Source organism: Streptomyces olivaceoviridis (genome assembly GCF_014650115.1).
Classification (GTDB): Bacteria; Actinomycetota; Actinomycetes; order Streptomycetales; family Streptomycetaceae; genus Streptomyces; species Streptomyces olivaceoviridis.
The window spans coordinates 17,050-39,572 of sequence record NZ_BMUI01000020.1; the positions used below are offsets into that span (position 1 = coordinate 17,050).

The 22,523-nt window shown below is 74.3% G+C and carries 17 protein-coding genes and 1 tRNA gene; 7 read left to right on the forward strand and 11 right to left on the reverse strand.

All coding sequences use genetic code 11. From position 1 onward, the window contains the following. The first annotated feature begins 203 nt into the window (after positions 1–203). Positions 204–5,456, forward strand: coding sequence for a hybrid sensor histidine kinase/response regulator (locus IE273_RS44760; RefSeq protein ID WP_189818408.1), 5,253 nt, complete (start codon positions 204–206; stop codon positions 5,454–5,456). An 18-nt stretch (positions 5,457–5,474) separates the two neighbouring features. Here the strand turns inward: IE273_RS44760 and IE273_RS30550 are convergent, their stop codons facing one another. Continuing rightward, entirely contained in the window at positions 5,475–6,056 is a 582-nt protein-coding gene (locus IE273_RS30550; RefSeq protein ID WP_189818409.1) for a TetR/AcrR family transcriptional regulator, read from the reverse strand. A gap of 128 nt (positions 6,057–6,184) precedes the next feature. On the opposite strand from IE273_RS30550, the gene IE273_RS30555 reads away from it, so the two are divergent. Next, entirely contained in the window at positions 6,185–7,390 is a 1,206-nt protein-coding gene (locus tag IE273_RS30555) for an MFS transporter (protein ID WP_189818410.1), read from the forward strand. A 129-nt stretch (positions 7,391–7,519) separates the two neighbouring features. Here the strand turns inward: IE273_RS30555 and IE273_RS30560 are convergent, their stop codons facing one another. The 6 genes from IE273_RS30560 to IE273_RS30585 all read right to left on the reverse strand — a co-directional run bounded on the left by IE273_RS30560 (position 7,520) and on the right by IE273_RS30585 (position 12,956). Next, positions 7,520–9,175, reverse strand: a complete 1,656-nt coding sequence (locus IE273_RS30560) for a long-chain fatty acid--CoA ligase (RefSeq protein WP_189818517.1) — start codon at positions 9,173–9,175, stop codon at positions 7,520–7,522. Positions 9,176–9,291: 116 nt separating this feature from the next. Further along, positions 9,292–9,849, reverse strand: coding sequence for a SigE family RNA polymerase sigma factor (locus IE273_RS30565; protein WP_189818411.1), 558 nt, complete (start codon positions 9,847–9,849; stop codon positions 9,292–9,294). Between the two features lie 147 nt (positions 9,850–9,996). Then, positions 9,997–11,163: a lipid-transfer protein gene (locus tag IE273_RS30570; RefSeq protein WP_189818412.1), complete on the reverse strand. Its 1,167-nt coding sequence runs from the start codon at positions 11,161–11,163 to the stop codon at positions 9,997–9,999. Beyond that, positions 11,160–11,552, reverse strand: a complete 393-nt coding sequence (locus IE273_RS30575; RefSeq protein ID WP_189818413.1) for a MaoC/PaaZ C-terminal domain-containing protein — start codon at positions 11,550–11,552, stop codon at positions 11,160–11,162. The genes IE273_RS30570 and IE273_RS30575 overlap by 4 nt, the downstream gene beginning before the upstream one ends. Beyond that, positions 11,549–12,454 carry a bifunctional MaoC family dehydratase N-terminal/OB-fold nucleic acid binding domain-containing protein gene (locus IE273_RS30580; protein ID WP_229887717.1) on the reverse strand — a complete coding sequence of 302 codons (906 nt, stop codon included), beginning with the start codon at positions 12,452–12,454 and terminating at the stop codon, positions 11,549–11,551. The genes IE273_RS30575 and IE273_RS30580 overlap by 4 nt, the downstream gene beginning before the upstream one ends. 190 nt (positions 12,455–12,644) lie before the next feature. After that, the gene (locus IE273_RS30585; protein WP_189818414.1) at positions 12,645–12,956 is read right to left on the reverse strand and encodes a hypothetical protein; all 312 of its coding nucleotides are present in this window, start codon (positions 12,954–12,956) and stop codon (positions 12,645–12,647) included. Positions 12,957–13,325: 369 nt separating this feature from the next. Between IE273_RS30585 and IE273_RS30590 the strand changes: the two genes are divergently transcribed. Further along, positions 13,326–14,198 carry a bifunctional DNA primase/polymerase gene (locus IE273_RS30590; RefSeq protein ID WP_189818415.1) on the forward strand — a complete coding sequence of 291 codons (873 nt, stop codon included), beginning with the start codon at positions 13,326–13,328 and terminating at the stop codon, positions 14,196–14,198. Positions 14,199–14,362: 164 nt separating this feature from the next. Here IE273_RS30590 and IE273_RS30595 read toward each other — a convergent pair. Both IE273_RS30595 and IE273_RS30600 read right to left on the reverse strand, forming a co-directional pair. Beyond that, positions 14,363–14,447, reverse strand: a tRNA-Ser gene (locus tag IE273_RS30595). A gap of 76 nt (positions 14,448–14,523) precedes the next feature. Continuing rightward, complete coding sequence (locus IE273_RS30600; protein ID WP_189818416.1) at positions 14,524–15,960, reverse strand: S1C family serine protease; 1,437 nt, start codon at positions 15,958–15,960, stop codon at positions 14,524–14,526. 238 nt (positions 15,961–16,198) lie between these two features. Here IE273_RS30600 and IE273_RS30605 point away from each other — a divergent pair, with 238 nt between their 5' ends. The 3 genes from IE273_RS30605 to IE273_RS30615 all read left to right on the forward strand — a co-directional run bounded on the left by IE273_RS30605 (position 16,199) and on the right by IE273_RS30615 (position 18,862). Next, positions 16,199–17,026 (forward strand): glycerophosphodiester phosphodiesterase, encoded by an 828-nt coding sequence (locus IE273_RS30605; protein WP_189818417.1) that lies wholly within the window; start codon positions 16,199–16,201, stop codon positions 17,024–17,026. 83 nt (positions 17,027–17,109) lie between these two features. Continuing rightward, a complete protein-coding gene (locus tag IE273_RS30610; protein ID WP_189818418.1) occupies positions 17,110–17,751 on the forward strand; it encodes an ATP-binding protein in 642 nt (213 codons plus the stop codon). Positions 17,752–17,899: 148 nt separating this feature from the next. Next, positions 17,900–18,862, forward strand: coding sequence for a DUF5926 family protein (locus IE273_RS30615; protein WP_189818419.1), 963 nt, complete (start codon positions 17,900–17,902; stop codon positions 18,860–18,862). Positions 18,863–19,124: 262 nt separating this feature from the next. On the opposite strand, the gene IE273_RS30620 is transcribed toward IE273_RS30615, so the two are convergent. Beyond that, a complete protein-coding gene (locus IE273_RS30620; protein ID WP_189818519.1) occupies positions 19,125–19,598 on the reverse strand; it encodes a hypothetical protein in 474 nt (157 codons plus the stop codon). A 154-nt stretch (positions 19,599–19,752) separates the two neighbouring features. After that, entirely contained in the window at positions 19,753–20,418 is a 666-nt protein-coding gene (locus IE273_RS30625; protein ID WP_189818420.1) for a bifunctional DNA primase/polymerase, read from the reverse strand. 612 nt (positions 20,419–21,030) lie between these two features. Between IE273_RS30625 and IE273_RS30630 the strand changes: the two genes are divergently transcribed. Then, positions 21,031–22,404 (forward strand): PP2C family protein-serine/threonine phosphatase, encoded by a 1,374-nt coding sequence (locus tag IE273_RS30630; RefSeq protein WP_189818421.1) that lies wholly within the window; start codon positions 21,031–21,033, stop codon positions 22,402–22,404. Positions 22,405–22,523 lie beyond the last annotated feature (119 nt).

Sequence of the window (22,523 nt, forward strand, 5' to 3'; positions counted from 1 at the left end):
TTCCGTAAAGGTCCCGGGGAGGAGTCGGGGATCCGGCGCATACGGTCACGCGTTCGCCGTCACTTCCTCGTGGGACCTCCCTCTCATCCGGCGCCGCGAGCGGGACCCGTGCCCTTAGACTCCCTCGCGTGACACGTCGCGGGCCGGTTGGCAAGATGGCCCGAGCGGTCGGCAAGGTGCGGTAACAGGGAGGAAGGCGTCTCGTGAGCAGCAGGCCATCCCGAGGCGCTGCTCGCCTCGCAGCCATACTCGACGCGCTGCCGGACGCGTTGGTCCTGGTCAACGCCAACGGAACCGTCGTCAACGCCAACACCATCGCTCTGGAGGCCTTCGAGACGCCCGGTACGGCTCTCGTGGGGCGCGGGCTGCTCGATCTGCTGCCCGAGTTCGACTCCCGGCTCATCCCGGGCTCCATGCGGCGGCCCGATCACATGGATCCCACGGGACGGACCAAACCGACCCGGATGGTCGCGCGGCGGACCGACGGGACCGAGTTCCCGGTCGAGGTCACCAGCGCGAATCTGGAGAACGGGCAGCAGGCGTACGACGGTTACGGCTACACCGGCGACGAGTTGCTGATGCTCGTGGTCCGGGACCTGTCCGGGACCGTGGACACCGAGGCCGAGCTGGCCCGGTCGCAGCGGCAGACCGAGATGATCCTGCGGGCGGCGGCGGAAGGTGTCGTGGGTACCGACACCGACGGACGGATCGTGCTCGTCAACCCGGCCGCCGCCCAGATACTGGGGTACCGGGCCGGTGAGCTGGGCGGCAAGGAACTGCACACGCTGGTGCTGCACTCCCGTGCCGACGGCTCGCCCTTCCCTTACGACGAGTCGCCGCTCGCCGACACCCTACGCTCCGGGCGCAAGCACCGGGTGCGCGGTCAGGTGCTGTGGTCCAAGGGCGAGAAGAAGGTGCCGGTCGACCTGACCACCGCGCCGGTGCGCGACGGCGACCAGCTCGTCGGTGCCGTGATGACCTTCACCGACCGGCGGCCGTACGACGCCCTGGCGGAGGAGAAGGACGCGCTGGAGAAGGCGCACGCCGAGGAACTGGAGCGGCTCTCCGAGGAACACGCCTCCGACCTGACCGCGCTGCGCCAGCAGCATGTCACCGAGATCGAGGAGCTGCGCGAGCAGCACACGGAGGAGCTGGCGGCCGGCGAGGAGCGGTACGCGGCGCTCGCCGAGCGGGAGAAGGACCGGTACGAGGCCCTCGCCGGGCGGCACGAACAGCTGCTCACGCTGCTCGGGCAGTCGCTGCGCGGGCCGCTGGACGAGCTGCGCCGCGAGCTGTCCGCGCTCGCCGCCGACGACGCCGGGCAGCTGTGGCCCGAGGCCAACCAGGTGCTCCACCACCTCTCGGCCGGCTACTCCCGCATCACCACCCTCATCGACAACGTCCTCGGGTACCAGCGACTGGACGCGGGCAGCGAGGACATCACCCGTACGAAGGTGATGCTGGACGCCGTCGTCGCCGCCGGTGTGGACGGGGCCGTCGAGCTGATCGGGCCGGGGCGGGTGCAGTTCGCCGTCCACGCGCCGCCCATCGAGGCCGAGGTCGACCCGCGGCGGCTCGCCACCGCGCTCGCGCACCTGGTGGCGGACGTCGCCGGGGTCGACGCCACCGGCAACACGCCCGTCTCGGCGGGCGGTTACCTGGACAACACCGTCGTCGTGGCCGCCGCGCAGCGCGGCGCGGTCGCGCGGATCGAGGTGCGCGGCCCGTACGCCGGCGGAGACCCGGTGCACGAGCCGATCGTGCGCGGGATCGTGCGGGCCCACGGCGGTGTGCTCCAGACGCACGAGGTGCCGGGCATGAGCGGCAGCGCGTACGTGCTCGAAGTACCGCTCGGCGGCGGGGCGGGCGCGGTCGCGGCAGGTGTGCCAGGGGCCGCCGGGGCGCCGGTCGCGGTGCGGGTGCCGGACGGCGGTGAGGGCGGCGCGGACGACGCCGGTGCGGCCGGGCAGGGCCCCGGTGGTGGCCGGCGGCGCGCCCGGCGGGCCTCCACGGACGCCTTCCTGGACAGTGACGTGACCGGCGCGGGTGACGCCGGTGAGGCGGAGGCGCCCGCGCCGACCGGACGGCGCCGGCGGCGTGCCGCCGCGCCCGCCGAGGAGGGTGCCGCGGTCCCGGCCGAGGGCGCGGAGACCGCCTCCGGCGGGACCGGACGCCGCCGCGGTCGGCCCGCGGACAACGCCGAGGCCGGTGAGGGCACCGCCGAGGACGTGTCCGAGGGATCCGTGGTGACCTCGGCCGAACAGGGCGCGGGGGCCGCCGCCTCGGGTACGGGACTCGGTGGCACCGTGCCGCCGCAGGGCGTACCCGTGCCGACGGGCCGGCGCGCCCGCCGCGACTCCGGCGCCCCGCAGGCCGCGCTGCCCCCGGCGCTTCCGGCGGCGGGCAGCGAGCCGGGTGCGCGGGCGCTGCCGGCCGAGGGTGCCTCCGTGGTGCCGGCGCAGGGTGGCGAGGCGGATACGGCCGAGGGCGCGCAGCCGACGGGACGGCGCCGACGGGCGCTGGCCGCGGCGGCGGAGCGGGCCGCGGCGCAGGAGGCGGGCGGCGCGCGTACGGTCTTCGCCCTCCCGCCGGCCGAGGCGGACCGGTCCCCGGACACCCCGGGCCCGGAGAGTGGCGCGGCCGACGCCACGGGCACCGGTACGGGCGCGGGTGCGGCCGTACCGGTACCGCCGGGTGGCGGCGCGGCTGCGGGCCCGGGTACCGGGGCGCCGGCGGCTCCGGGGGCGGGTGCTCCTGTGGTTCCTGGTGCGGGCGTCCCTGTGGCTCCGGGGGCTGGGAGCCAGGCGGCTCCTGGGGCCGGTGTTCCTGTGGTTCCGGGTGCCGGGGTTCCGGTGGCTCCTGGGGCTGGGGGCCAAGTGACTCCTGGTACCGGAGTTCCCGTCGCCCCGGGTGCCGGTGCACCTGTCGGCCCGCACGCGGGTGTCCCCGCCAGTGGGCCTGTGGCTACCGGTGCGGGGGTTCCTGCCGGTGGCCTTGTGGCTCCCGGTGCCGATGTCTCCCCCGGTGGCCCCGTGACTCCCGGTGCCGGGGTTCCCGTCGCTCCGGGTGCCGGCGCGCCCACGGGCGCCGGCACCGACGCCGGTGTCCCCGTGGCCCCGGGTGCCGTTGCCCCGGCCGTCCCCGGTGCCGGTCCCACCGTCCCCGGTGCCGGTCCCGCCGGCGGTCGGCCCGGCGTCGCCGGTCCGGTGGCCGGTGCCGGGCCGTTGCCCGGTCAGGTGCAGGTTCCCGCCCGGATGCCGGTGTCCGTCGAGGGCATCCCGGGTGACGACGGCCGGCACGACGCCGTACCGCTCGACCAGGCCGACGACCACACCCCGCCGCAGCCCCATCCCACCAGCGCCCCGACCGGCCGACGCCGCCGGGCCGGGGCCCAGCCCGCCGAGGCCGCCCGGACGGTGGCGCCCGCGACCGGGCAGACCCCGCCGCAGCCCCTCCCGGCGCCGGCCGCTTCCGGCCAGGTCCTGCAGGGCACGGCCGTACCCCCTGGCCCCGGTCAGGGGACCCCGGCGCAGGGGACGGCCGGGCCGGGCAACCCCGTCCAGGCCGGTCCCGTCGCCCCGGCCGGGCAGCCGGCCGCCCAGGCGCAGGGTGCCGTACCCGCGGATCCCGGCGTCCAGCCCGGTGCCACCGCGCCGGGCACGCCGGGCCACCCCGCACCCGCCCCCGTCGCCCCTGGTCAGCCCGCGCCCGCCCCGGCGGCACCGGCCTCGGCCACGCCTGCCCACGGCATGCCGGCCCAGGGCACGCCCGGCCACGCCCCGCAGGGCCAGGGCACGGCTCCCCACCTCGCTCCCGCGCAGCCGGGCACCCCGGCCGCCGGCACTCCGGTGGCGTCCCCGGGTGCGCTGCCGTTGCCCGCCGAGGCCGGCACGGGTGAGGTGCCCGCGGGGGCGCAGGCCGCCCCTGTGCCGCCCGGCGTCCCGCAGCAGTGGCCGGGAGCCGACGACACCTCCGGCACGGGGACCCGCACACCGGTTCCGGGCGTCCCCTCCGCCGCCGTCCCGCAACAGTGGCCCGGCTCGGGCGACACCTCCGGCGCGAAGGCCCCGGGCGCTCCCGCCGCCGACGTCCCGCAGCAATGGCCCGGCACCGGGGAGACCTCCGGCACCGGGATCCCCGCCCCCGGCGCCCCTGCCGGGGGCCGGCCGCAGCGGGTCGCGCTGCCGCTGCCCGCCGAAGCCGCCCCCGGCGCTCCCGTCGACCCGGACTCGACGCAGGGACGGGCGATCAGCGTCCGTACGCTCGGGCAGGGCGTGCCGTTCGCGCGGCAGGCCGCTCAGGTGCAGCAGCCGACGGCGACCCCGCCGCCGCACGCGCCGGGCGGTTCGGGCCGGCGGCGCAAGCTGGGCACGCGCCCCGACCCGGCCCCCACCGGCCAGGAGCCGCGGCCGGACCAGGCGGCCCGGCCGCACCCGTCCGCCGAACCCGCGTCCGCGCACCCCACGCCGACCGGGCAGCCGGCACCCGGCGGCCAGAACTCGCTCGCCGGGCAGCAGTCCCTGCCGCACCCCTCGCCCACCGCCCCGGCACCCGTGCCGCAGTCCTCGCTCGGTGGGCAGGCGCGGCCGGCGCAGGGCACCGAGGGGGGCGGGCGGTCGTACGCCATAGGCGCCCCGGAGCCCGATGCCGCCGAGGGGCCGGAGCCGCTGGACGGTCCCGGTGGGGCCGTGGAGGTGGCGGACACCCCGCGTCCGCAGCCGCTGGACGACGAGCTGCCCCCGGAGCCGCTGGACAACCCGCGCCGGCTGCTGGTGTGGCCCGCGCCGGACGTGACGACCCAGCAGGCGCTGAGCGACCGTGGCTACCGGCCGGTGATCGTGCACTCGCGCGAGGAGGTCGACGCCCAGATCGCGGCCTTCCCCGCCGCGCTGTTCGTGGACCCGCTGACCGGGCCGATCACACGGACGGCGTTGCAGTCGCTGCGCCAGGCCGCCGTGGCCGCCGAGGTCCCGGTGCTGGTCACGGCCGGGCTCGGGCAGGCGACGCGCGAGGCGGCGTACGGCGCCGACCCCGCCGTCCTGCTGAAGGCGCTGGCTCCCCGGGACAGCGAGCAGCATCCGCCGCGGGTGCTGCTGATCGAGGAGCACGCGGAGATCGCGCTGGCGCTGACCGCGACGCTGGAACGGCGCGGGATGCAGGTGGCGCGGGCCGCGAACGACAACGACGCGGTGACGCTGGCGGGGCAGTTCCGGCCGAACCTGGTGGTGATGGACCTGATGCAGGTGCACCGCCGACGGGCCGGGATCGTGGACTGGCTGCGGGCGAACGGGCAGCTCAACCGCACCCCGCTGGTCGTCTACACCGCCGCCGTCGACCCGGCCGACCTGCCCCGGCTGGCCTCCGGCGAGACCGTGCTGTTCCTCGCCGAGCGGTCGACCAGCGGTGAGGTGCAGTCGCGGATCGTGGACCTGCTGGCCCGGATCGGCACGAACTGACCGGTCGGCGGTAGCGGTCTAACAGGCGATCAGCCTGCGGGCCGCCTCCTTGATGGAGGCCCGCAGGCGGTCGTGGTCGGTGTCCTCCGTGCCGGCGAGGATGCGTCGCGTCTGCGGGACCACGGTCATCCAGTTGGCCAGCGCGGTGAGCAGGATCAGCAGGTGGCCGGCCGGGATGGCGTCCGTGATGACGCCGCGGGCCTGGCCGTCCTCGATCGCGGCGATCTTCCTGGCGTAGTGGTCCTGGCGGGCCGCCTCGTCGGGCAGTTCGGCGCTGCCGTACTCCATGCCCTCCCAGAAGAGCAGGCGCACCAGTTCGGGGTGGGCGGCGTGGTAGTCGAGGAGGCGGTCGACCCAGCCGTCCATGTCGTCCGGGTCGACGGGTATGGCCGCCGCCAGGTCGGTCAAGCGGGTGCCGAGGACCTTGCTGAACAGCTCCGCCTTGTTGCCGAAGTACGCGTAGATGAGTTGCTTGTTCGCCTTGGCCTCGGCAGCGATGCGGTCGATGCGGGCGCCCGCGATGCCGTGCCGGGCGAACTCGGCGGCCGCCGCCTCGAAGATCCGGGCCTTGGTGGCCTCGGGGTCCCTCACTGATGCCATGAGGACAGGGTAGGCCGGGCGAGGCGGTGGCCAACGAGTTGGTTGGGGGTGGGAATGCCGACGGCGGTGCGGGCTGTTGGAGGGTAGTAACCAACGAGTTGGTTACCGACTAAGGAGCAGCTCCGCCCATGCCGTCAGCCCTCACCACCCGCCAGGCGCCCGGACTCCGGGCCCCCGCCCGCGAGCGGTCCGCCTCCGGCTCCCTCTTCCTCCTGCTGATCGCCGTCTGCACCGCCGTCACGGCCGCCAACATCTACCTCGCGGCTCCGCTGCTGCCGCTGATCGCCCACGACTTCGGCACGACCCCCTCGGCCGTGGCCTGGATCGCCTCGGTCGCCCAGCTCGGCTACGCGGCCGGTCTGCTCTTCTTCGCCCCGCTCGGCGACCGGGTCAACCGGCGCCGTCTCGTCGCCTGGCTTTCCGTGGCCACCACCGTCGCGCTGCTCGTCGCGGCCCTGGCCCCGGGCACCGCGGCCCTCGCCGCCGCCGTGTTCGTCGCCGCCGCGGCGACCGTCGTACCGCAGTTGCTCGTCCCGCTCGTCGCCGCGCGCGCCCCGGAGAACCGGCGCGCCCAGCATGTCGCGGCCGTGATCGCCGGGCTGTTCACGGGCATAGTCGCCGCCCGTGTCGTCGGCGGTCTGGCCGGACAGGCCTTCGGCTGGCGCTGGGTGTTCGGCGGGTCCGCCGTGCTGACGCTCGCCCTCGGGCTGGCCACCGCCCTGGCCCTGCCGGTCGAGCGGCGGGTGCGTGCGGGCGGGCTGTTCTCCGGGATCGCGGAGCTGCCGGGGCTGCTGCGCCGCTCGCCCGACCTGTGGCGGGCGTGCCTGCGGCAGGCGGGGATGTTCGGTGCGTGGAGCGCCCTGTGGACCTCCCTCGCGCTGCTGCTGACCGGCCACGGCTACGGCCTGTCCACAGCGACCGCCGGGCTCTTCGGCCTCTTCGGCCTGACCGCCAGCGCGGTGGCGCCGCTGGCGGGGGGCCTGGTGGACCGGTTCGGCGCGGCGCGGGTCGTGGGAACCGCGTATGTGCTGGCCGCCGTTGCCGTACCGCTGTTCTGGTTCGGTGGGCATGTGCTGGCGGCGCTGTTCGCCGCCGCGATCGTGATACACGCGGCCCTGGTCGCCTCCCATGTCGCCAACCAGACCCTGGCGCTGACGACGACGTCCACGCCGGCCACCGCGAACACGGCCTACGTGGTCTCCGGCTTCGCCGGCGGCGCCCTCGCCTCCGCCGTCGCGGGGCCGGCCTTCGGCCACTGGGGCTGGACCGGGGTGTGCGCGGTGGCGGGGGTGTGGCTGGTGCTGGGCTGGACCACGACAGCGCGGAGGCGGTGAGGCGCGCGGCACCTGCGTGCGGTGGGGTGAGGCGGACCTGGAGCACCGGTACCTGACGGCCGCACACAGGCTAAGGGAGCGTCCGAGAGGTCTCGGCCGGCGCTGACGCCCCGACCGGTCCACGATGCCTCAGAGCGTGGTCACCTCCAGCGCACCGTCCGCGTACCGCCGGCGCAGCACCTTCTTGTCGAACTTGCCCACGCTCGTCTTCGGTACCGCCTCGACGAGCGTCCAGCGCTCGGGGAGCTGCCACTTGGCGATGTGGCCCTCCTCGAAGAGGAAGGCGCGCAGGGTCTCGAAGTCGGCGGTCGCGCCCGGCCGCAGGACGACCGTGGCCAGCGGGCGCTCGCCCCACTTCTCGTCCGGTACGGCGACCACGGCGGCCTCGGCGACGTCCGGGTGGGACATCAGCGCGTTCTCCAGCTCGACGGAGGAGATCCATTCGCCGCCGGACTTGATGACGTCCTTGGCGCGGTCGGTGAGGGTGAGGAAGCCGTCGGGGGAGATGGTGCCGACGTCTCCCGTCTTCAGCCAGCCGTCCTCGCTGAACTTGTCGGTGGGGCGCAGGGGTTCGGCGTCGGGGCCGTTGTAGTACGCGCGGGCGATCCAGGGGCCGCGCACCTCCAGCTCGCCCGCCGACGCGCCGTCCCAGGGCAGGCGTGCGCCGCCGGGGCCGGTGAGGCGGGCCTCGACGCCGGCCGGGAAACGGCCCTGGGTGAGGCGGTAGGCGAACTCCTCGTCGGTGCCCGCCGCGTGGGCGGGCGGGCGGGCGACCGTGCCGAGCGGGGAGGTCTCCGTCATGCCCCAGGCGTGGCAGACCCGCATGCCCAGCTCGTCGAAGGCCGCCATCAGGGAGGGCGGGCAGGCCGAGCCGCCGATGGTGACCTGGGTGAGGGAGGAGACGTCACGGGGTGTGGCGTGCAGCTCGCCGAGGAGGCCCTGCCAGATGGTCGGGACGGCCGCCGCGTGGGTGGGCCGTTCGTGTTCGATCATCTCGGCGAGCGGGGCGGGCTGGAGGAAGCGGTCCGGCATCAGCAGGTTGACGCCGGTCATGAAGGTGGCGTGCGGCAGGCCCCAGGCGTTGACGTGGAACTGCGGGACGACCACGAGCGAGGTGTCCTGGTCGGTCAGGCCCATCGACTGGGTCATGTTGACCTGCATGGAGTGCAGGTAGACGGAACGGTGGCTGTAGACGACGCCCTTGGGGTCGCCGGTCGTGCCGGAGGTGTAGCACATGGCGGCGGCCCGGCGTTCGTCCAGCTCGGGCCAGTCGTAGCCGGTCGGCCGGCCGGCGAGCAGGTCCTCGTACTCGTGCACCCGGGCGGTGGCGCCCTGGAGCGGGGCGCGGTCGCCGGGCCCGGACACGACGATGTGCTCGACGGTGGGCAGCTTGGGCAGCAGCGGCGCGAGCAGCGGGATCAGCGAGCCGTTGACGAGGACGACCTTGTCGGCCGCGTGGTTGACGATCCACACCAGCTGTTCGGCGGGCAGGCGCAGGTTGAGCGTGTGCAGCACCGCGCCCATCGACGGGATCGCGAAGTACGCCTCGACGTGCTCGGCGTTGTTCCACATGAGCGTGGCGACCCGGTCGTCGCCGGTCACTCCCAGCTCGTCCCGCAGGGCGTGCGCCAGCTGTGCCGCGCGGGCCCCGACCTCGGCGAAGGTGCGCCGGTGGGGCTCGGGTTCCCCGGTCCAGGTGGTCACCCGCGACGAGCCGTGGACCGTCGACCCGTGGGTCAGGATCCTGGAGATCAGCAGCGGTACGTCCTGCATGGTGGCCAGCACGGCGATCCTCCCGGGCGACATTGCCTACGCGGTAGTAGGGGGGTGCGCTGATTCTGCGCACATACCACGCGGTATGTCACTAGGGGGTGTGTCACTGAGGGGGAGGAAAATCCCGGCTAGCGGGCCAGCTCCAGTTCGGGGTCCTCGCGCAGCTTGCCCAGTGCGCGGGACACCGCCGACTTCACCGTGCCCACCGACACGCCGAGCACCTCGGCGGTCTGGGCCTCGCTGAGGTCCTCGTAGTACCGCAGGACCACCATCGCCCGCTGCCGGGCCGGCAGCCGCAGGACCGCCCGCCACATCGCGTCGCGCAGCGCCTGCCGCTCGGCGGGGTCGTCGCCGCCGGGCACGGGCTCCGGCTCGGGCAGCTCGTCGCAGGAGAACTCGTCCACTCTGCGCTTGCGCCACTGCGAGGTACGGGTGTTGAGCAGCGCCCGGCGCACATAGCCGTCGAGCGCCCGCTGGTCCTCGATCCGCTCCCAGGCCACGTATGTCTTGGCGAGCGCGGTCTGCAACAGGTCCTCGGCATCGCTCGGGTTCGCGGTCAGCGACCGCGCGGTGCGCAGCAGGACCGGCTGACGGGCCCGCACGTACGACGCGAACGACGGGTAGGCGGCAGTCCGCCGCCCGGGTGCGGCGGCGGCCGAGGCGCTGGTGCAGACGGGTGTGGTCATGGCTCCACGCTAGGAGGGCCGCCCCCGGCGCGGATCGGCCGCAGGTCGCGAAGGCGAGTCCCCCTCAGGTTGTAGGGGTGGGGCTGCCTCCACCTCCTGAAGGTGGAGTGCGGGTGCGCCCCGTCTGCGGGTACGACCCTGAGGAGGTCAGCCGTCCGCCGTCAGGACCAGCCCCGACGTCGGCACTCCGGTACCGGCCGTCACCAGGGTGCCGGCCGCCCCCGGGACCTGGTTCACGGCCGTGCCCCGCAGTTGGCGGACCGCCTCGGCGATGCCGTTCATGCCGTGCAGGTACGCCTCCCCGAGCTGGCCCCCGTGGGTGTTCAGCGGCAGCCGCCGCTCCGCCACGAAGTCCGCCGCCTCCCCCCTGCCGCAGAACCCGAACTCCTCCAGCTGCATCAGCACGAACGGGGTGAAGTGGTCGTACAGGATGCCCACGTCGATGCCGTCCGGGCCGAGCCCCGAGGTGCGCCAGAGCTGGCGGGCCACCGCGCCCGCCTCCGGCAGGCCGGTCAGGCCGTCCCGGTAGAAGCTGGTCATCTGCTCCTGCGCACGGCCCGCGCCCTGGGCCGCCGCGGCGATCACGGCGGGCGGACGCGGCAGGTCCCGGGCCCGCTCCACGGAGGTGACGACGACCGCCTGGCCGCCGTCGGTCTCCTGGCAGCAGTCCAGCAGGCGCAGCGGTTCGGCGATCCAGCGGGAGGCGGCGTGGTCGGCGAGGGTGATCGGGCGGCCGTGGAACCAGGCGGCCGGATTGGTCGCCGCGTACCCGCGGTCCACCACGGCCACGTGCCCGAACGCCTCCGGTGTCAGCCCGTAGGCGTGCAGATAGCGCCGGGCCGCCATCGCCACCCAGGACGCCGGGGTGAGCAGCCCGAACGGCAGCGTCCAGCCGAGCGCCGCCCCCTCCGCCGACGGCTCCCGGTGCTGCACCCCCGCACCGAACCGGCGGCCCGACCGCTCGTTGAAGGCCCGGTAGCAGACCACCACCTCGGCCACGCCCGCGGCCACCGCGAGGGCCGCCTGCTGGACGGTGGCGCAGGCCGCCCCGCCGCCGTAGTGCACCCGGGAGAAGAAGGACAGCTCGCCCATCCCGCATGCCTGGGCCACGGTGATCTCCGGGCTGGTGTCCATCGTGAACGTCACCAGCCCGTCCACGTCGGCCGGGGTGAGCCCGGCGTCGTCGAGCGCGGCCCGTACGGCCTCCACCGCGAGCCGGAGTTCGCTGCGGCCGGAGTCCTTGGAGAACTCGGTGGCGCCGATGCCGGCGATCGCCGCGCGTCCGCCGAGGGTGTCGCGGGTGCGCAGGCTCATGATCCGGCCCCCGGGACCGTGACCGTCACCGTGCCCGTCACATGGTCGCCGAGACCGTTGGCCCCGACGACCCGGACGACGGCCGTGTCGCCGTCGACCTCCTCGACCCTGCCGGTCAGCACCATGGTGTCCCCCGGGTGGTTGGGCGCGCCCAGCCTGACGGCGACCCCGCGGAGCACCGCCGTGGGGCCGAAGTGGTCGGTGACGTACCGGCCGACCAGGCCGTTCGTCGTCAGGATGTTCATGAAGACGTCCGGGGCGCCCTTCTGCCGGGCCAGCTCCGGGTCGTGGTGGACGTCCTGGTAGTCCCGGGAGGCGAGGGCGCCCGCCACGATCAGGGTGCGGGTCACCGGGATCTCCAGCGGCGCCAGCCGCTCACCGGCCCTCACCGGTCCACCACCCGGAACACCGGCAGGGTCAGCTCCTCGTCGCACCGCAGGAACTCCACCCGTACCGGCAGCCCGATCCGCACCTTGTCGTACGGCACCCCGACCACGTCGCTCACCATCCGCACGCCCTCGGCGAGTTCGATCAGGCCGACGGCGTACGGGGGGTCGAAGGCCGGGAAGGGCGGGTGGTGCTGCACCACGTACGAGTGGACCGTGCCCTCGCCGCTCGCCTCCACCGTGTCCCAGTCCGGGCTTCCGCAGGCGTTGCAGCCCGGCAGCCAGGGGTGGCGCGGGGTGCCGCAGCCCGTGCAGCGCTGGAGGAGGAGCCGGTGCTCGGCCACGCCCTGCCAGAAGCCGGCGTTGTCCCGGTTGACCACCGGGCGGGGGCGGCGGGCCCGGGGCCCGCGGGGCGCGGGGGCGTACTTGAGGATGCGCAGGCGGTGGACGCCCGCCGGTTCGCCGTCCGCCCGGATGTCCATGCGGGTGGTGACGAAGTAGCCCGTGCCCAGTCTGGTCGTCTTGCGGGCGGACACGTGCTCGATGACCGTGTCGAAGGTGATCTCGTCGCCCGGTCGCAGGGGCCGCAGGTACCCCTGCTCGCAGTCGGTGGCCACCACGGCGGTGCAGCCCGCCGCGTCCAGCAGGCCGAGGAGTTCGTCGTACGCGCCGCTGCGGCCCTGGTGTCCGCTGAGGCCGCCCATCGTCCAGGCCTGGAGCATGGTGGGCGGGGCGATGGCGTCCGGGCCGGTGTAGGCGGGGTTGGTGTCTCCCAGCGCCTCGCACCAGTGCCGGATCATCGGGGCGTTCACCGGGTCCTTGCCCACGCCCGCGACGGCGGCCGGCCGGCCCTCGAACGCCTTCAGCCGCGCGCCCAGTTCGTCGTCCACCCGCTCGTCGCCCACCGGCACCCCCTGATCCGACCAGACGGTTTCTGACTGTCCGTCAGATCGCGTGGGGTGTCAAGGCCGGCGGCGGCCGGACCGGACCGGGCGAACGCCGGCGCGGCGGTACCGGAGCACCGCCGCGCCGATGTGTTGCGACCCCGAAGCACACCCCGCGAGCGCCCTCCTCATGAGGACCCTCGCCCCCGGCTCACCAGAGCCGCGTGAAGTTGACGTCGACGTTCCCGTTGCCCTGCCGGATGGCCGTGAACGCGGAACCGTTGACCTGGGCGGTGTTGCTCTGGTTCGAGGCGCCGGAACCCACCGCGTTCTGGTTCGTGGTGGAGGAGTTGCCGTTGTTGTCGTCGCCGACCCCGCTGCCGAGGACGGCCCCCACGCCCGAGTTCGATCCGTCGTCCGCGAGGGCGCCGTTGTCCGCCGTCGCGACGCCGGCGAAGAGGGCGGCTGCGAGCGGGAGAGCGGAGACGGCGGCGAGAACGCGGGCGGTACGGATGCTTGCCATGTGTTCCTCCAGAACCAAGCACTCTGCGGCCCTAGGGCCGGACGTACATGTACTACGGCTGGTGACAGGGCGGTTGGCCGACCGCCTTGACTGTCGTGGACGACGTCGCGCCTCCAGAGTTGCCCACCGGATCCCCGGCGAACCGTCCTGGAAGCCGCGATTCGCACGCAAGCGTGATGACAAGTCGATAAACCCCTATCGCCTTCTTTAGGCACATCTACCCCTGGAGCCACGCTTCACATGACCTCCCGACCTCAAGCGACACAGGGGATGAATCGTTCCGGCAGCCTTCCGGCCACTCCGCCCGTCACCGGCGCGTCACGCCTGCCCGCCCTTCCCATTTTCGAACAGGTGTACGAACATGGAGGCATGGCCACCATCGACCGGCAGGCCACGACGCTGGCCCTCGCACACGCCCTGTCAGCCGCCGAACGCGGACTGGCCGTGATCCCCCTGTCCCGGACGAAGCTCCCGGCCCTGCGCTCCCCGCACCGCGACGACCCGGACCCGGCGGGGCGGCCCTGCCACAGCGAGTGCGGCCGTTTCGGCCACGGCGTGTACGACGCCTCCACCGACCCCGTCCGCATCCGCGAGCTCTTCGCCGCCGCGCCCCGGGCCACCGGCTACGGCATCGCCTGCGGGCTGCCCCCGTACCACCTGATCGGCGTCGACCTGGACACCAAGTCCGGCACGGACTCCTCGGCCGCCCTGCGGGAACTGGCCCTGCGCCATCTGTTCACGATCCCGGAGACGGTCGTGGTCCTCACCCCGAGCGGCGGCCGTCACCTCTGGCTGACCGGCCCGCCCGACACCGTCGTACCGAACTCGGCCGGCCGGCTCGCCCCCGGCATCGACATCCGGGGCGCCGGCGGTTACCTCGTCGGCCCCGGCTCCCGCACCGACCACGGCGTCTACACCGCCGCGCCCGGCACGGCCGGCCTCGCCCCGGCCTCCTGCCCGCCGTCCCTCCTGCGGCTCCTGCTGCCCCCGCCCCGCGCACCCCACCCCACCCGCCCGGCGGCGGGCGACCACGGACAGGGACTGGTCCAGTTCGTGCTCGCCGCGCACGAGGGGCAGCGCAACACCCGCCTGTTCTGGGCGGCCTGCCGCGCCTACGAGAACGGCATCGGGCCCGCCCTGGCGGACCCCCTCGTGGCCGCCGCCCGCGACACCGGCCTCACCGAACGCGAGGCCCGCGCCACGATCGCGTCGGCGGCCCGACTGACGGGGCACCGGCCGTGAGGCCGGCGCCGAGCCATGGACCTCTCCGCGACAGGATCTCAGCGGGCCATCCCCGCGGCGGCGGTCTCCTGCCACTCGGCGCAGCGGGACCCCGCGCGCGGGCGGACACCGCTCAGCACGCCGGCCCCTGACCGTTTCACCTGGTCAGGGGCCGTGCGTCTCTGCGGTGGGTGTGGGATTTGAACCCACGGTGACTCGCGCCACGACGGTTTTCAAGACCGTTCCCTTAGGCCGCTCGGGCAACCCACCTCGCCCGCCCACCAGGGGCGGAGCGGGTACAGCGTACCGGGCGCGGGCCGGGGTGTGGGGGCATGGCCCCCGTGGGTCAGTTGTCGCCCACCCGGGAACCCAACGTCAGTTCCACCGTGTGCTCCTGGCCGCCCCGCTTGTAGGTGACCGTCACCTTGTCGCCCGGCTTGTGGGTCCAGATCTCGCCGATCAGGGTCGGTCCGCTGTCGATCACGTGGTCGTCGAGCTTGGTGATGACGTCACCGGGCTTGAGGCCGGCCTTGTCCGCCGGACCGCCCGTCTCGACCGCGGCGGAGCCGCCCGTGCCCTGGTCGGTGATCTGCGCGCCGTCGCTGGAGTCCGTCAGGGAGACGGACGCGCCGATGCGCGCGTACACCGGCTTGCCGGTCTTGATCAGCTGCTGGGCGACGTACTTGGCCTGGTTGATCGGGATGGCGAAGCCCAGGCCGATCGAGCCGGACTGGCCGGTGCCGAAGCCGCCGCTGCCCGTCGACTGGATCGCGGAGTTGATGCCGATGACCGCGCCGGAGGCGTCCAGCAGCGGGCCGCCGGAGTTGCCGGGGTTGATGGACGCGTCGGTCTGCAGGGCGCTCATGTACGACGCCTTGCTGCTGGAACTGCCGTCGCTGGAGGCCACCGGGCGGTTCTTGGCGCTGATGATGCCCGTGGTGACCGTGTTGGACAGGCCGAAGGGAGCGCCGATGGCGATGGTCTCGTCGCCGACGGCCACCTTGTCGGAGTCGCCGAGGGCGAGCGGCTTCAGGTCGGAGGGGGCGTTCTTGAGCTTGATGACCGCGACGTCGTAGCCCTGCGCGTGGCCGACGACCTCGGCGTCGTACTTCTTGCCGTTCGGGAAGGTGGCCGTCAGCTTGCCGCCGTCCACGGCGTCCGCCACCACGTGGTTGTTGGTGACGATGTGGCCCTGGGTGTCGAAGACGAACCCGGTGCCCGTGCCGCCCTCGCCGTTGGTGCTCTCCGCCTCGATGGTCACCGTGCTGGGCAGCGCCTTGGAGGCCACGCCGGCGATCGTCCCCGGCGCGCGCTTGACCTGCGTGACGCCGCCGTCGGACGCGGAGACGGTGGTGGAGCCCCGGTCGTCCCGGTCCTTGGCCAGGGTGTAGCCGAGACCGCTGCCCAGGCCGCCCGCCACCAGCGCGGCCACCAGGACCGCCGCGACCAGTCCGCCGCGTCCGCCGCGCGGCTTGGGGGCGGGCTGCTGGTAGGTGCTTCCCCAGCCGGCGCCCGCGCCGCCGGAACCGCCGTCGGCGTAGGCCGGGGTGGCAGGCGGCGGAGGCGGCCAGGAGCCGTCGGGGGCCGGGCCGGGCTGGTACGCGGGGCCGTGGTCCGCCGCCGCGGAGGCCGCCGGGGCCTCGTGGGGCACGGGCGGGAGCGGAGCCGTCGGCGCGTTCCCCTCAGGCGCGGGGCCCTGCGGGGACGCGGCGGGAGAGGCCATCGGCACGGGAGGCGCGGACGGCGCCGGGGGTACCGCGTTGCCCTCGTTCTCGGTGCTCACAGGTCTTCTCCTCGATCCACGCCTGGTGTCATCGGTCGCACTGGTCTGCGGTCAGCTTTTCCCACGGGCCGTCAGAGCACCATAAGCGGTGGCTGTGGGTCCGGCGACCGTCTTTATATAGGTTTATATAGGATCTTCCAGGCAAAGATTTCATAAACGTGCATGCCGTATGCCCCGTTCGCCGCCCGGACGCGCCCGCGCCGCCACGTGTACCCCGCGACGGTGGCACCATGACGCGGTGACCCACGCCCGACAGCACTCCCTCCAGGTCGTCGCCCACCGCGGCGCCTCCGAGGACGCACCCGAGCACACCCTCGCCGCCTACCGGAAGGCCATCGAGGACGGCGCGGATGCCCTGGAGTGCGACGTACGGCTGACCGCGGACGGCCATCTGGTCTGCGTCCACGACCGGCGGGTGAACCGTACCTCCAACGGCCGCGGCGCGGTCTCCGCGCTGGAACTGGCCGATCTGGCAGCCCTCGACTTCGGCTCCTGGAAGACGCGCGAGGCCTGGCGCGGGCGGGACGAGGAACCCGACTGGGAGCACCGGCCGGAGGACCGCGAGGAGACCTCCGTGCTCACCCTGGAGCGGCTGCTGGGGCTGGTCGCGGACGCCGGGCGGCGGGTGGAGCTGGCCATCGAGACCAAGCACCCCACGCGCTGGGCGGGGCAGGTCGAGGAGCGGCTGCTGACCCTGCTGAAACGGTTCGGACTGGACGCGCCGGCCTCCGCCGCCGAGTCGCCGGTCCGGGTCATGAGCTTCTCGGCGCGTTCGCTGCACCGCGTGCGGGCCGTGGCGCCGACGCTGCCGACGGTGTACCTGATGCAGTTCGTCTCACCCCGGCTGCGCGACGGACGGCTGCCCGCGGGCGTGCGCATCGCGGGCCCCTCGATCCGCATCGTGCGCAGTCACCCCGCCTACGTGGAGCGGCTGAAGCAGGCCGGTCACCAGGTCCACGTGTGGACCGTGAACGAGCCCGAGGACGTCGACCTCTGTGTCGGACTGGGCGTCGACGCCATCATCACCAACCGCCCGCGCGCGGTGCTGCGGCAACTGGGCCGCTGAGCCGGCCGGTCCCGCCCCCTCGCCCGCGCGGGCCCGTCACGGGGTGTGCTCCGGCGCGTTCGCCGCGTGACCATCCGTATCGAATGCGACACCGGAAGAGGATTGGCCGGTTTCCGGTACAAGCCAAGAGGGCATCCACCCCATGGCGTGGGGCGAAGGAGGTCTCGGGGGTGGCGTTGGTGGTGGCACAGGAGGTGCCCACGTCGTCGAGCATGGCCGTTCCCCATGGCCCTGCGGGCGTGGGGAAGGCGCGGCACCGGATGCGGGCGCAGCTGCGCAGCGGTGGCGTATCCGAATCGATCATCGACGACGCCGTACTGATCCTTTCCGAACTGCTGAGCAACGCCTGCAAGCACGGGCGGCCCTTGGGGGACACGCCGGCCGGGGACGGGGACGTCCGCGCCGCCTGGCGGGTCGACGCGCGCGGGCGGCTCGTCGTGGAGGTCACGGACGGCGGCGGCCCGACCCGCCCGGCGCCGGCCACGCCCTCGGTGACCGCGCACGGCGGTCGCGGGCTGAACATCATCACGGCCCTCGCCGACGACTGGGGCGTCCGGGACGACATCCGGGGCGAGGTGACGGTCTGGGCGCTGGTCCACGAGGACGTCCACGATCCCGATGCCGGGTGCCGCCGCGAGGGTTTCGCTACGCGCGTCACCCGCTCCGCGCCGCTGCCCGACCTGTCCGGGCTCGACTTCGCCGACGTGTTCGACGACCTGGACTGAACCAGGGCGGTGTGTCCCCGGTCCGCCACCCGCGGATTCGCCCACCGGCGTCGAGCGCGCGTGCGTTGTCCACAGGTTCCCGTCGGCCATGGTCCGAACGGCTAGGCTCCGGACGTACGAGAAGAGCCGTAACCGGGAGACACCCACCATGGCCAAAAAGCGACCCCAGACGAAGGTCAAGCCGCAGCTGATCGACGGGGAGATCCCGGTTGTCGGCGCCCGCGAACCCTGTCCCTGCGGCAGCGGCCGGCGTTACAAGGCCTGCCACGGCCGGGCCGCCGCGCACGCCGCGACCGAGCTGGTGCAGCGCCCGTTCGAGGGGCTGCCGAGCGAGTGCGACTGGGTCGCGCTGCGCGAGCTGGTCCCGGCCGCGACGGCCGGGCTGAGCCTGCGCGACGGCCTGCCCGAGGGTGTCCCGTCGGTCACCCTGGCCACCGTGCTGCCGATGGCCTGGCCGGCGCTGCGCCGCGACGACGGCTCGGTGCTGATCGGCCTCCAGAACGACACGGCGTCCGGTGACATCAGCCGCGACCTCGCCGACACGCTGCTGCGTGCGCTGGAGGCCGCGCCCGGCACCCCGGTGCAGGGCCGCCGGGCCCCCGCCGAGGGTCCGCGCCTCCAGGACCTGCTCGACCCGGAGGGCGCGTTCGAGCCGGTCGTGCACAGCGGCTTCGAGTTCTGGGTGCCGGACGCGGAGAACACCACGCCGGAGGTGGCGGCCTCCCTGGAGCGGGCCAACGCCGCCGCCATCCCGACCGTGAAGCTGTCCGGCGTGGACGCCGCGTACTGGTGCGAGACCCCGGACAAGAACCACCTGCGCTGGGTCATGCCCCACCCGGAGGAACAGCTTCTGGACGCCCTCGCGCGGTTGCACGCGGCGGGCCGGTCCAGCCTCGGCGAGGGCACCCGGCTCGTGGGCTCCTTCCGTGCTCACGGCCTCACCGTGCCGGTCTGGGACCTGCCGACCGGGGTCACCGCGGAGGACGTGGAGAAGCCGGCCGCCGAGTTCGCCGAGCGCCTCGCCGCCGCCCTCGCCGTCCAGGAGCCGCTGACTCCGGACGAGCGCCGGGCGCGCGGCGGCCTGACCAACCGGCAGGTCACGCTCAGCTGACGCCCCGCGCACGCGTGTCACGGCTGACCGGTCGGTCAGCCGTGACACCGGACCGCGCGGCAGGTGACTCCTGTCACAACTCCCGGTTTTGACAGGGAAATCGGTGTCCGAATCGCCAACCCGGAATTTGCGAACCGCCGATCTCTTGTTACCGTTCCAGTAGCCCGGTTGCTGGTGCATCCCCCGTCGCCAGCAACCGGGTCTTTCCATGCCCGCGTACGCCGGGGCAGCGCGCAGCCGCCCGCCAACTCCCCTCGGCAGTTCAGGAGTTGCTGCCGGAGCGGAGCAGCAGTGCCCCCTCGGGACCGCGCTCGGCGAACTCGCTGACGGCCGTGTAGGCGTCCGGCACGCCCCGGCTGCGCTCGCGCGGCGTCTCACAGGTGGCGGGCTCGTCGTCGGCCCCGGTGGCACAGCGCATCTGCACGGTCCGGTCGCCCGGACCCATCAGGCTCAGCACGGAGTCCAGCGACCGGCCGGTGGCATTGCGGTAGTAGGTGCGCGCCCAGGTGTCCTCGCCCCGCGTCAGCACACAGGTCTGCGCCTCGATGCCGTCGGGCGAGGTGAGTTCGGGGCCGCAGCGGGCGGCGGTGGTGAGCCCGAGACCGAGCAGGTGGGGGGAGCGGCTGCCGGTGTCCGGGCGGGCCGGGGCGTCACCGCGGGAGGCGGCCGGTACGACGGCCCGGCCGGTGTCGCCCGCCTGCCGCGCGGAGGCCACGGCCAGCGGCAGCGCCACCATGGCCACCACGAAGCCCGCGAGCGCGAGCAGCCGGAACCGCCGGGGGTCGGGCCTTCGGTGGGTGCGCCGGCCGCGGTGGCCGCCGGGTTGACGCTGCATATGCGGACGATAACGAGCGAGCGGGGCTCCCCCGCCCCGCCCGCGCCCGACACCCCTACAACTCGGGCGCGCTCACACCCGTACGAGTGAGGGCGTCGACCACGGCGTCCACGACGGCCTCCACATCCGGCACCCAGGGCGCGGCCGAGCCGGGCAGCGGCGCGCGCTCCCAGCGGACGGCTCCCTGGCCGGTCTCGGACGGGGGCAACGCGACATAGCCGCCCTCGCCGTGGAAGCGCAGGGAGCCGGGGACGAAGTCCTTGGCGTAGAGCAGTTCGCCGAGCTGCTCCAGGGAGTACGGCTTGACGAGCAGCGCCCAGCGGGTGGGCGAGGCGATCACCGGTCCGAGCCGCATGCCGCGCCGGTCGAGCAGGGCCAGGGCGCGGGAGGCCGCGAGCGCCGGCAGGCTGACCGCGCAGGGCGCCTTGCCCCCGGTGGCCAGGATGATCGGGGCCGCCGGCCGGTTGGTCCACCACCAGCGCACCATGCGCGCGTCGGTGGTGGCGGCGAGCAGGCCGGGGTCGAAGGGGTGCGCACCGGGCACCGTGCACTCCGGGTCGGGGCAGGCGCAGCGGGCCCGCCCCTGCGGGTCCGGCGCCACACCGGGGAGCACCGGCCACTGCCACTGCGCCGCGAAGGTCAGGGCCGCGCCGATCAGTTCAGGCCTCCCGTCGTTCCGCCTGGACAGAAGCCTGCGTCGCCTTCCGAGGATCTCGCGCATGAGCGCTCGTTCCTTTCCGTTGCACCGCTGGCAACACCGTGGGCCACATCACACCATGTGTCGATCACTTCACTGTGCGTACCTGTTGGCGCATCACACCCCCGCGCACGGCAGGGGGAACCCCAGGGGGTCGAGCATCGGCCGCGTCCGCGTCCATAGTGCGTCCATCAAAAGCACGGCTGCGGCGCGGGGGTGGCGAAGTCTGGCGTTTCGCCGTCGCGCGTGTTTCTCTCCGCCTCCGCCACGGGAGGATGGGGCTCGGCCGTCGGTGGCTATGACGCCCGGGTCCGTCGCCAGGTTCCGGGTAGCCCCCAACCACCCCTGGCCTTCTCCGAGTACGTACCCATCACGACCGCTGTGACGCTCTGTGGAGCAAGGCCAGTCGACCGCAATGAACCGATACCTAAGGCAGTTTTGAGCCAACTTGGCAGTAAGGCAAGGGGTTCGAGGAAAACCCTCACCAACCTCATGGACACCAGGAATCCCCGCAGGACAATGCTGGACATCCCCTCACGACTGCGTGTACATGTGGAGACACTGCTAGCGGCGCAGAATGACATGGGGGTTTGCGATGCTTTTCAGCAATACGCACCGGTCTGAGGGCCGGACGCCATGAACGCCCCGCACCCTCCGAAAGTGGCTGGAATCGATCCTACGGTTCCCCCGCCCGCCCACACTGCCGCACCCGCCTCCCCCGCCCCTGCGGTCCCCGCGCCGCACAGCCCCGCCCCGGGCGCCCTGCTCCAGGACCGGCTGGCCGGCTGGGTCTCCGATCTCACGACCCTCCACGAACTCACCGAGCGCCTCTCCCGCACCGGCGCCCTCGACCCCGCCCTGCACGAACTGATGCGCGCCGGCGCCGCCCTGGTCGGCGCCCGCCGCGGCCTGGTCGTCCTGGAGCCCGCCGACGGCGACGGCCCGCGCACCACCCTCGGCCTCGGCCTCGGCCGCGCCGACCTCGGCCACATCGAGACCGTGCCGCGCGGCGCCCTGCCGTACGACCCCGGCGGCACCGCCGAGATCGTCCACCGGGACCTGTTCGCGGAGGAGGGCCTGGACCCCCGCCATCGCGAGGTGGCCGCCCGCCTCGGCTACGCCGCCAGCTACGCCCTCCCGCTCGCCACCGAGTCCGCCGGCCGCCTCGGCGCCGTCGTCTGGCTCTACGACGAACCGGCCGAGCCGCACGAGCGCCGGCGCCACCTCGTGGGCCTGTACGTCCGGCACGCCACCGAGCACCTCGCCCGGCTGCTGGAGGTGGAGCGCACGCGCGCGTGCGTGGCGACCCTCACCGACGAACTGCTGCCCGCCCGGCTGCCCCGGGTGCCCGGCGTCCAGCTCGCCGCCCGCCGCCGCGCGGGTCCGCGCGGCGGAGGTGACTGGTACGACGCCCTGCCGCTGCCCGAGGCCGCCCTCGGCCTCTCGGTCGGCTCGGTCACCGGCTCCGGGCCGGGCGCGGTGGCCGCCATGGGGCGGCTGCGCGCCTCCCTGCGCGCGTACGCCGTGATGGAGGGCGAGGACCCGGTCGCCGTCCTGTCCGACCTGGAGCTGCTGCTGCGGCTGACCGAGCCGGCCCGCTCGGCCACCGCCCTGTTCGCCTACTGCGAGCCCGCCGTGCGCAAGGTCACCCTGGCCGGTGCCGGGCACAGCCCGCCGCTGCTGATCGGCGAGCGGCGCACCGAGTTCGCCGAGACCTCCGTCTCCGCGCCGCTCGGCATGCTCGCCTGCTGGGAGGCGCCCAGCGTGGAGATCCAGGCGGAGCCCGGGGAGACGGTCCTGCTCTACACCGACGGGCTGCTGCACCGTACCGGCGACCCGATGGACCGGGCCTTCGCCCGGCTGCACGCTGCCGCCGCGAGCGTCCCGCGCACGGCGCGGCAGGATCCGGGAGCCGTCGCCGACCACGTCCTGCGCGCGGTCCTGCCGGACGGCCTGGACGCGGCCGACAGCGAGGAGGACGTCGTCCTGCTGGCGGCCCGCTTCGACTGAGCACGCGCTCCGGGCGGTCGGCATGACCGGGCATAACAGGTCATCCGCCGCCGCCCGCTCCTGGTGCGACCGTACGATGATGGAGGTCCCCGCTCGGCCACAAGCAGGAGCGTCGCGGG

What these genes read in the sequence shown, in the direction of transcription:
- IE273_RS30625 (WP_189818420.1), bottom strand. Translation starts at nt 20,418, where the DNA reads ATGCGCGAGATCCTCGGAAGGCGACGCAGGCTTCTGTCCAGGCGGAAC.
- IE273_RS30630 (WP_189818421.1), top strand. Translation starts at nt 21,031, where the DNA reads ATGAACGCCCCGCACCCTCCGAAAGTGGCTGGAATCGATCCTACGGTT.
- IE273_RS30590 (WP_189818415.1), top strand. Translation starts at nt 13,326, where the DNA reads ATGGCCACCATCGACCGGCAGGCCACGACGCTGGCCCTCGCACACGCC.
- IE273_RS30610 (WP_189818418.1), top strand. Translation starts at nt 17,110, where the DNA reads ATGCGACACCGGAAGAGGATTGGCCGGTTTCCGGTACAAGCCAAGAGG.
- IE273_RS30620 (WP_189818519.1), bottom strand. Translation starts at nt 19,598, where the DNA reads ATGGTGGCGCTGCCGCTGGCCGTGGCCTCCGCGCGGCAGGCGGGCGAC.
- IE273_RS30585 (WP_189818414.1), bottom strand. Translation starts at nt 12,956, where the DNA reads ATGGCAAGCATCCGTACCGCCCGCGTTCTCGCCGCCGTCTCCGCTCTC.
- IE273_RS30615 (WP_189818419.1), top strand. Translation starts at nt 17,900, where the DNA reads ATGGCCAAAAAGCGACCCCAGACGAAGGTCAAGCCGCAGCTGATCGAC.
- IE273_RS30565 (WP_189818411.1), bottom strand. Translation starts at nt 9,849, where the DNA reads ATGACCACACCCGTCTGCACCAGCGCCTCGGCCGCCGCCGCACCCGGG.
- IE273_RS30550 (WP_189818409.1), bottom strand. Translation starts at nt 6,056, where the DNA reads ATGGCATCAGTGAGGGACCCCGAGGCCACCAAGGCCCGGATCTTCGAG.
- IE273_RS30570 (WP_189818412.1), bottom strand. Translation starts at nt 11,163, where the DNA reads ATGAGCCTGCGCACCCGCGACACCCTCGGCGGACGCGCGGCGATCGCC.
- IE273_RS30555 (WP_189818410.1), top strand. Translation starts at nt 6,185, where the DNA reads ATGCCGTCAGCCCTCACCACCCGCCAGGCGCCCGGACTCCGGGCCCCC.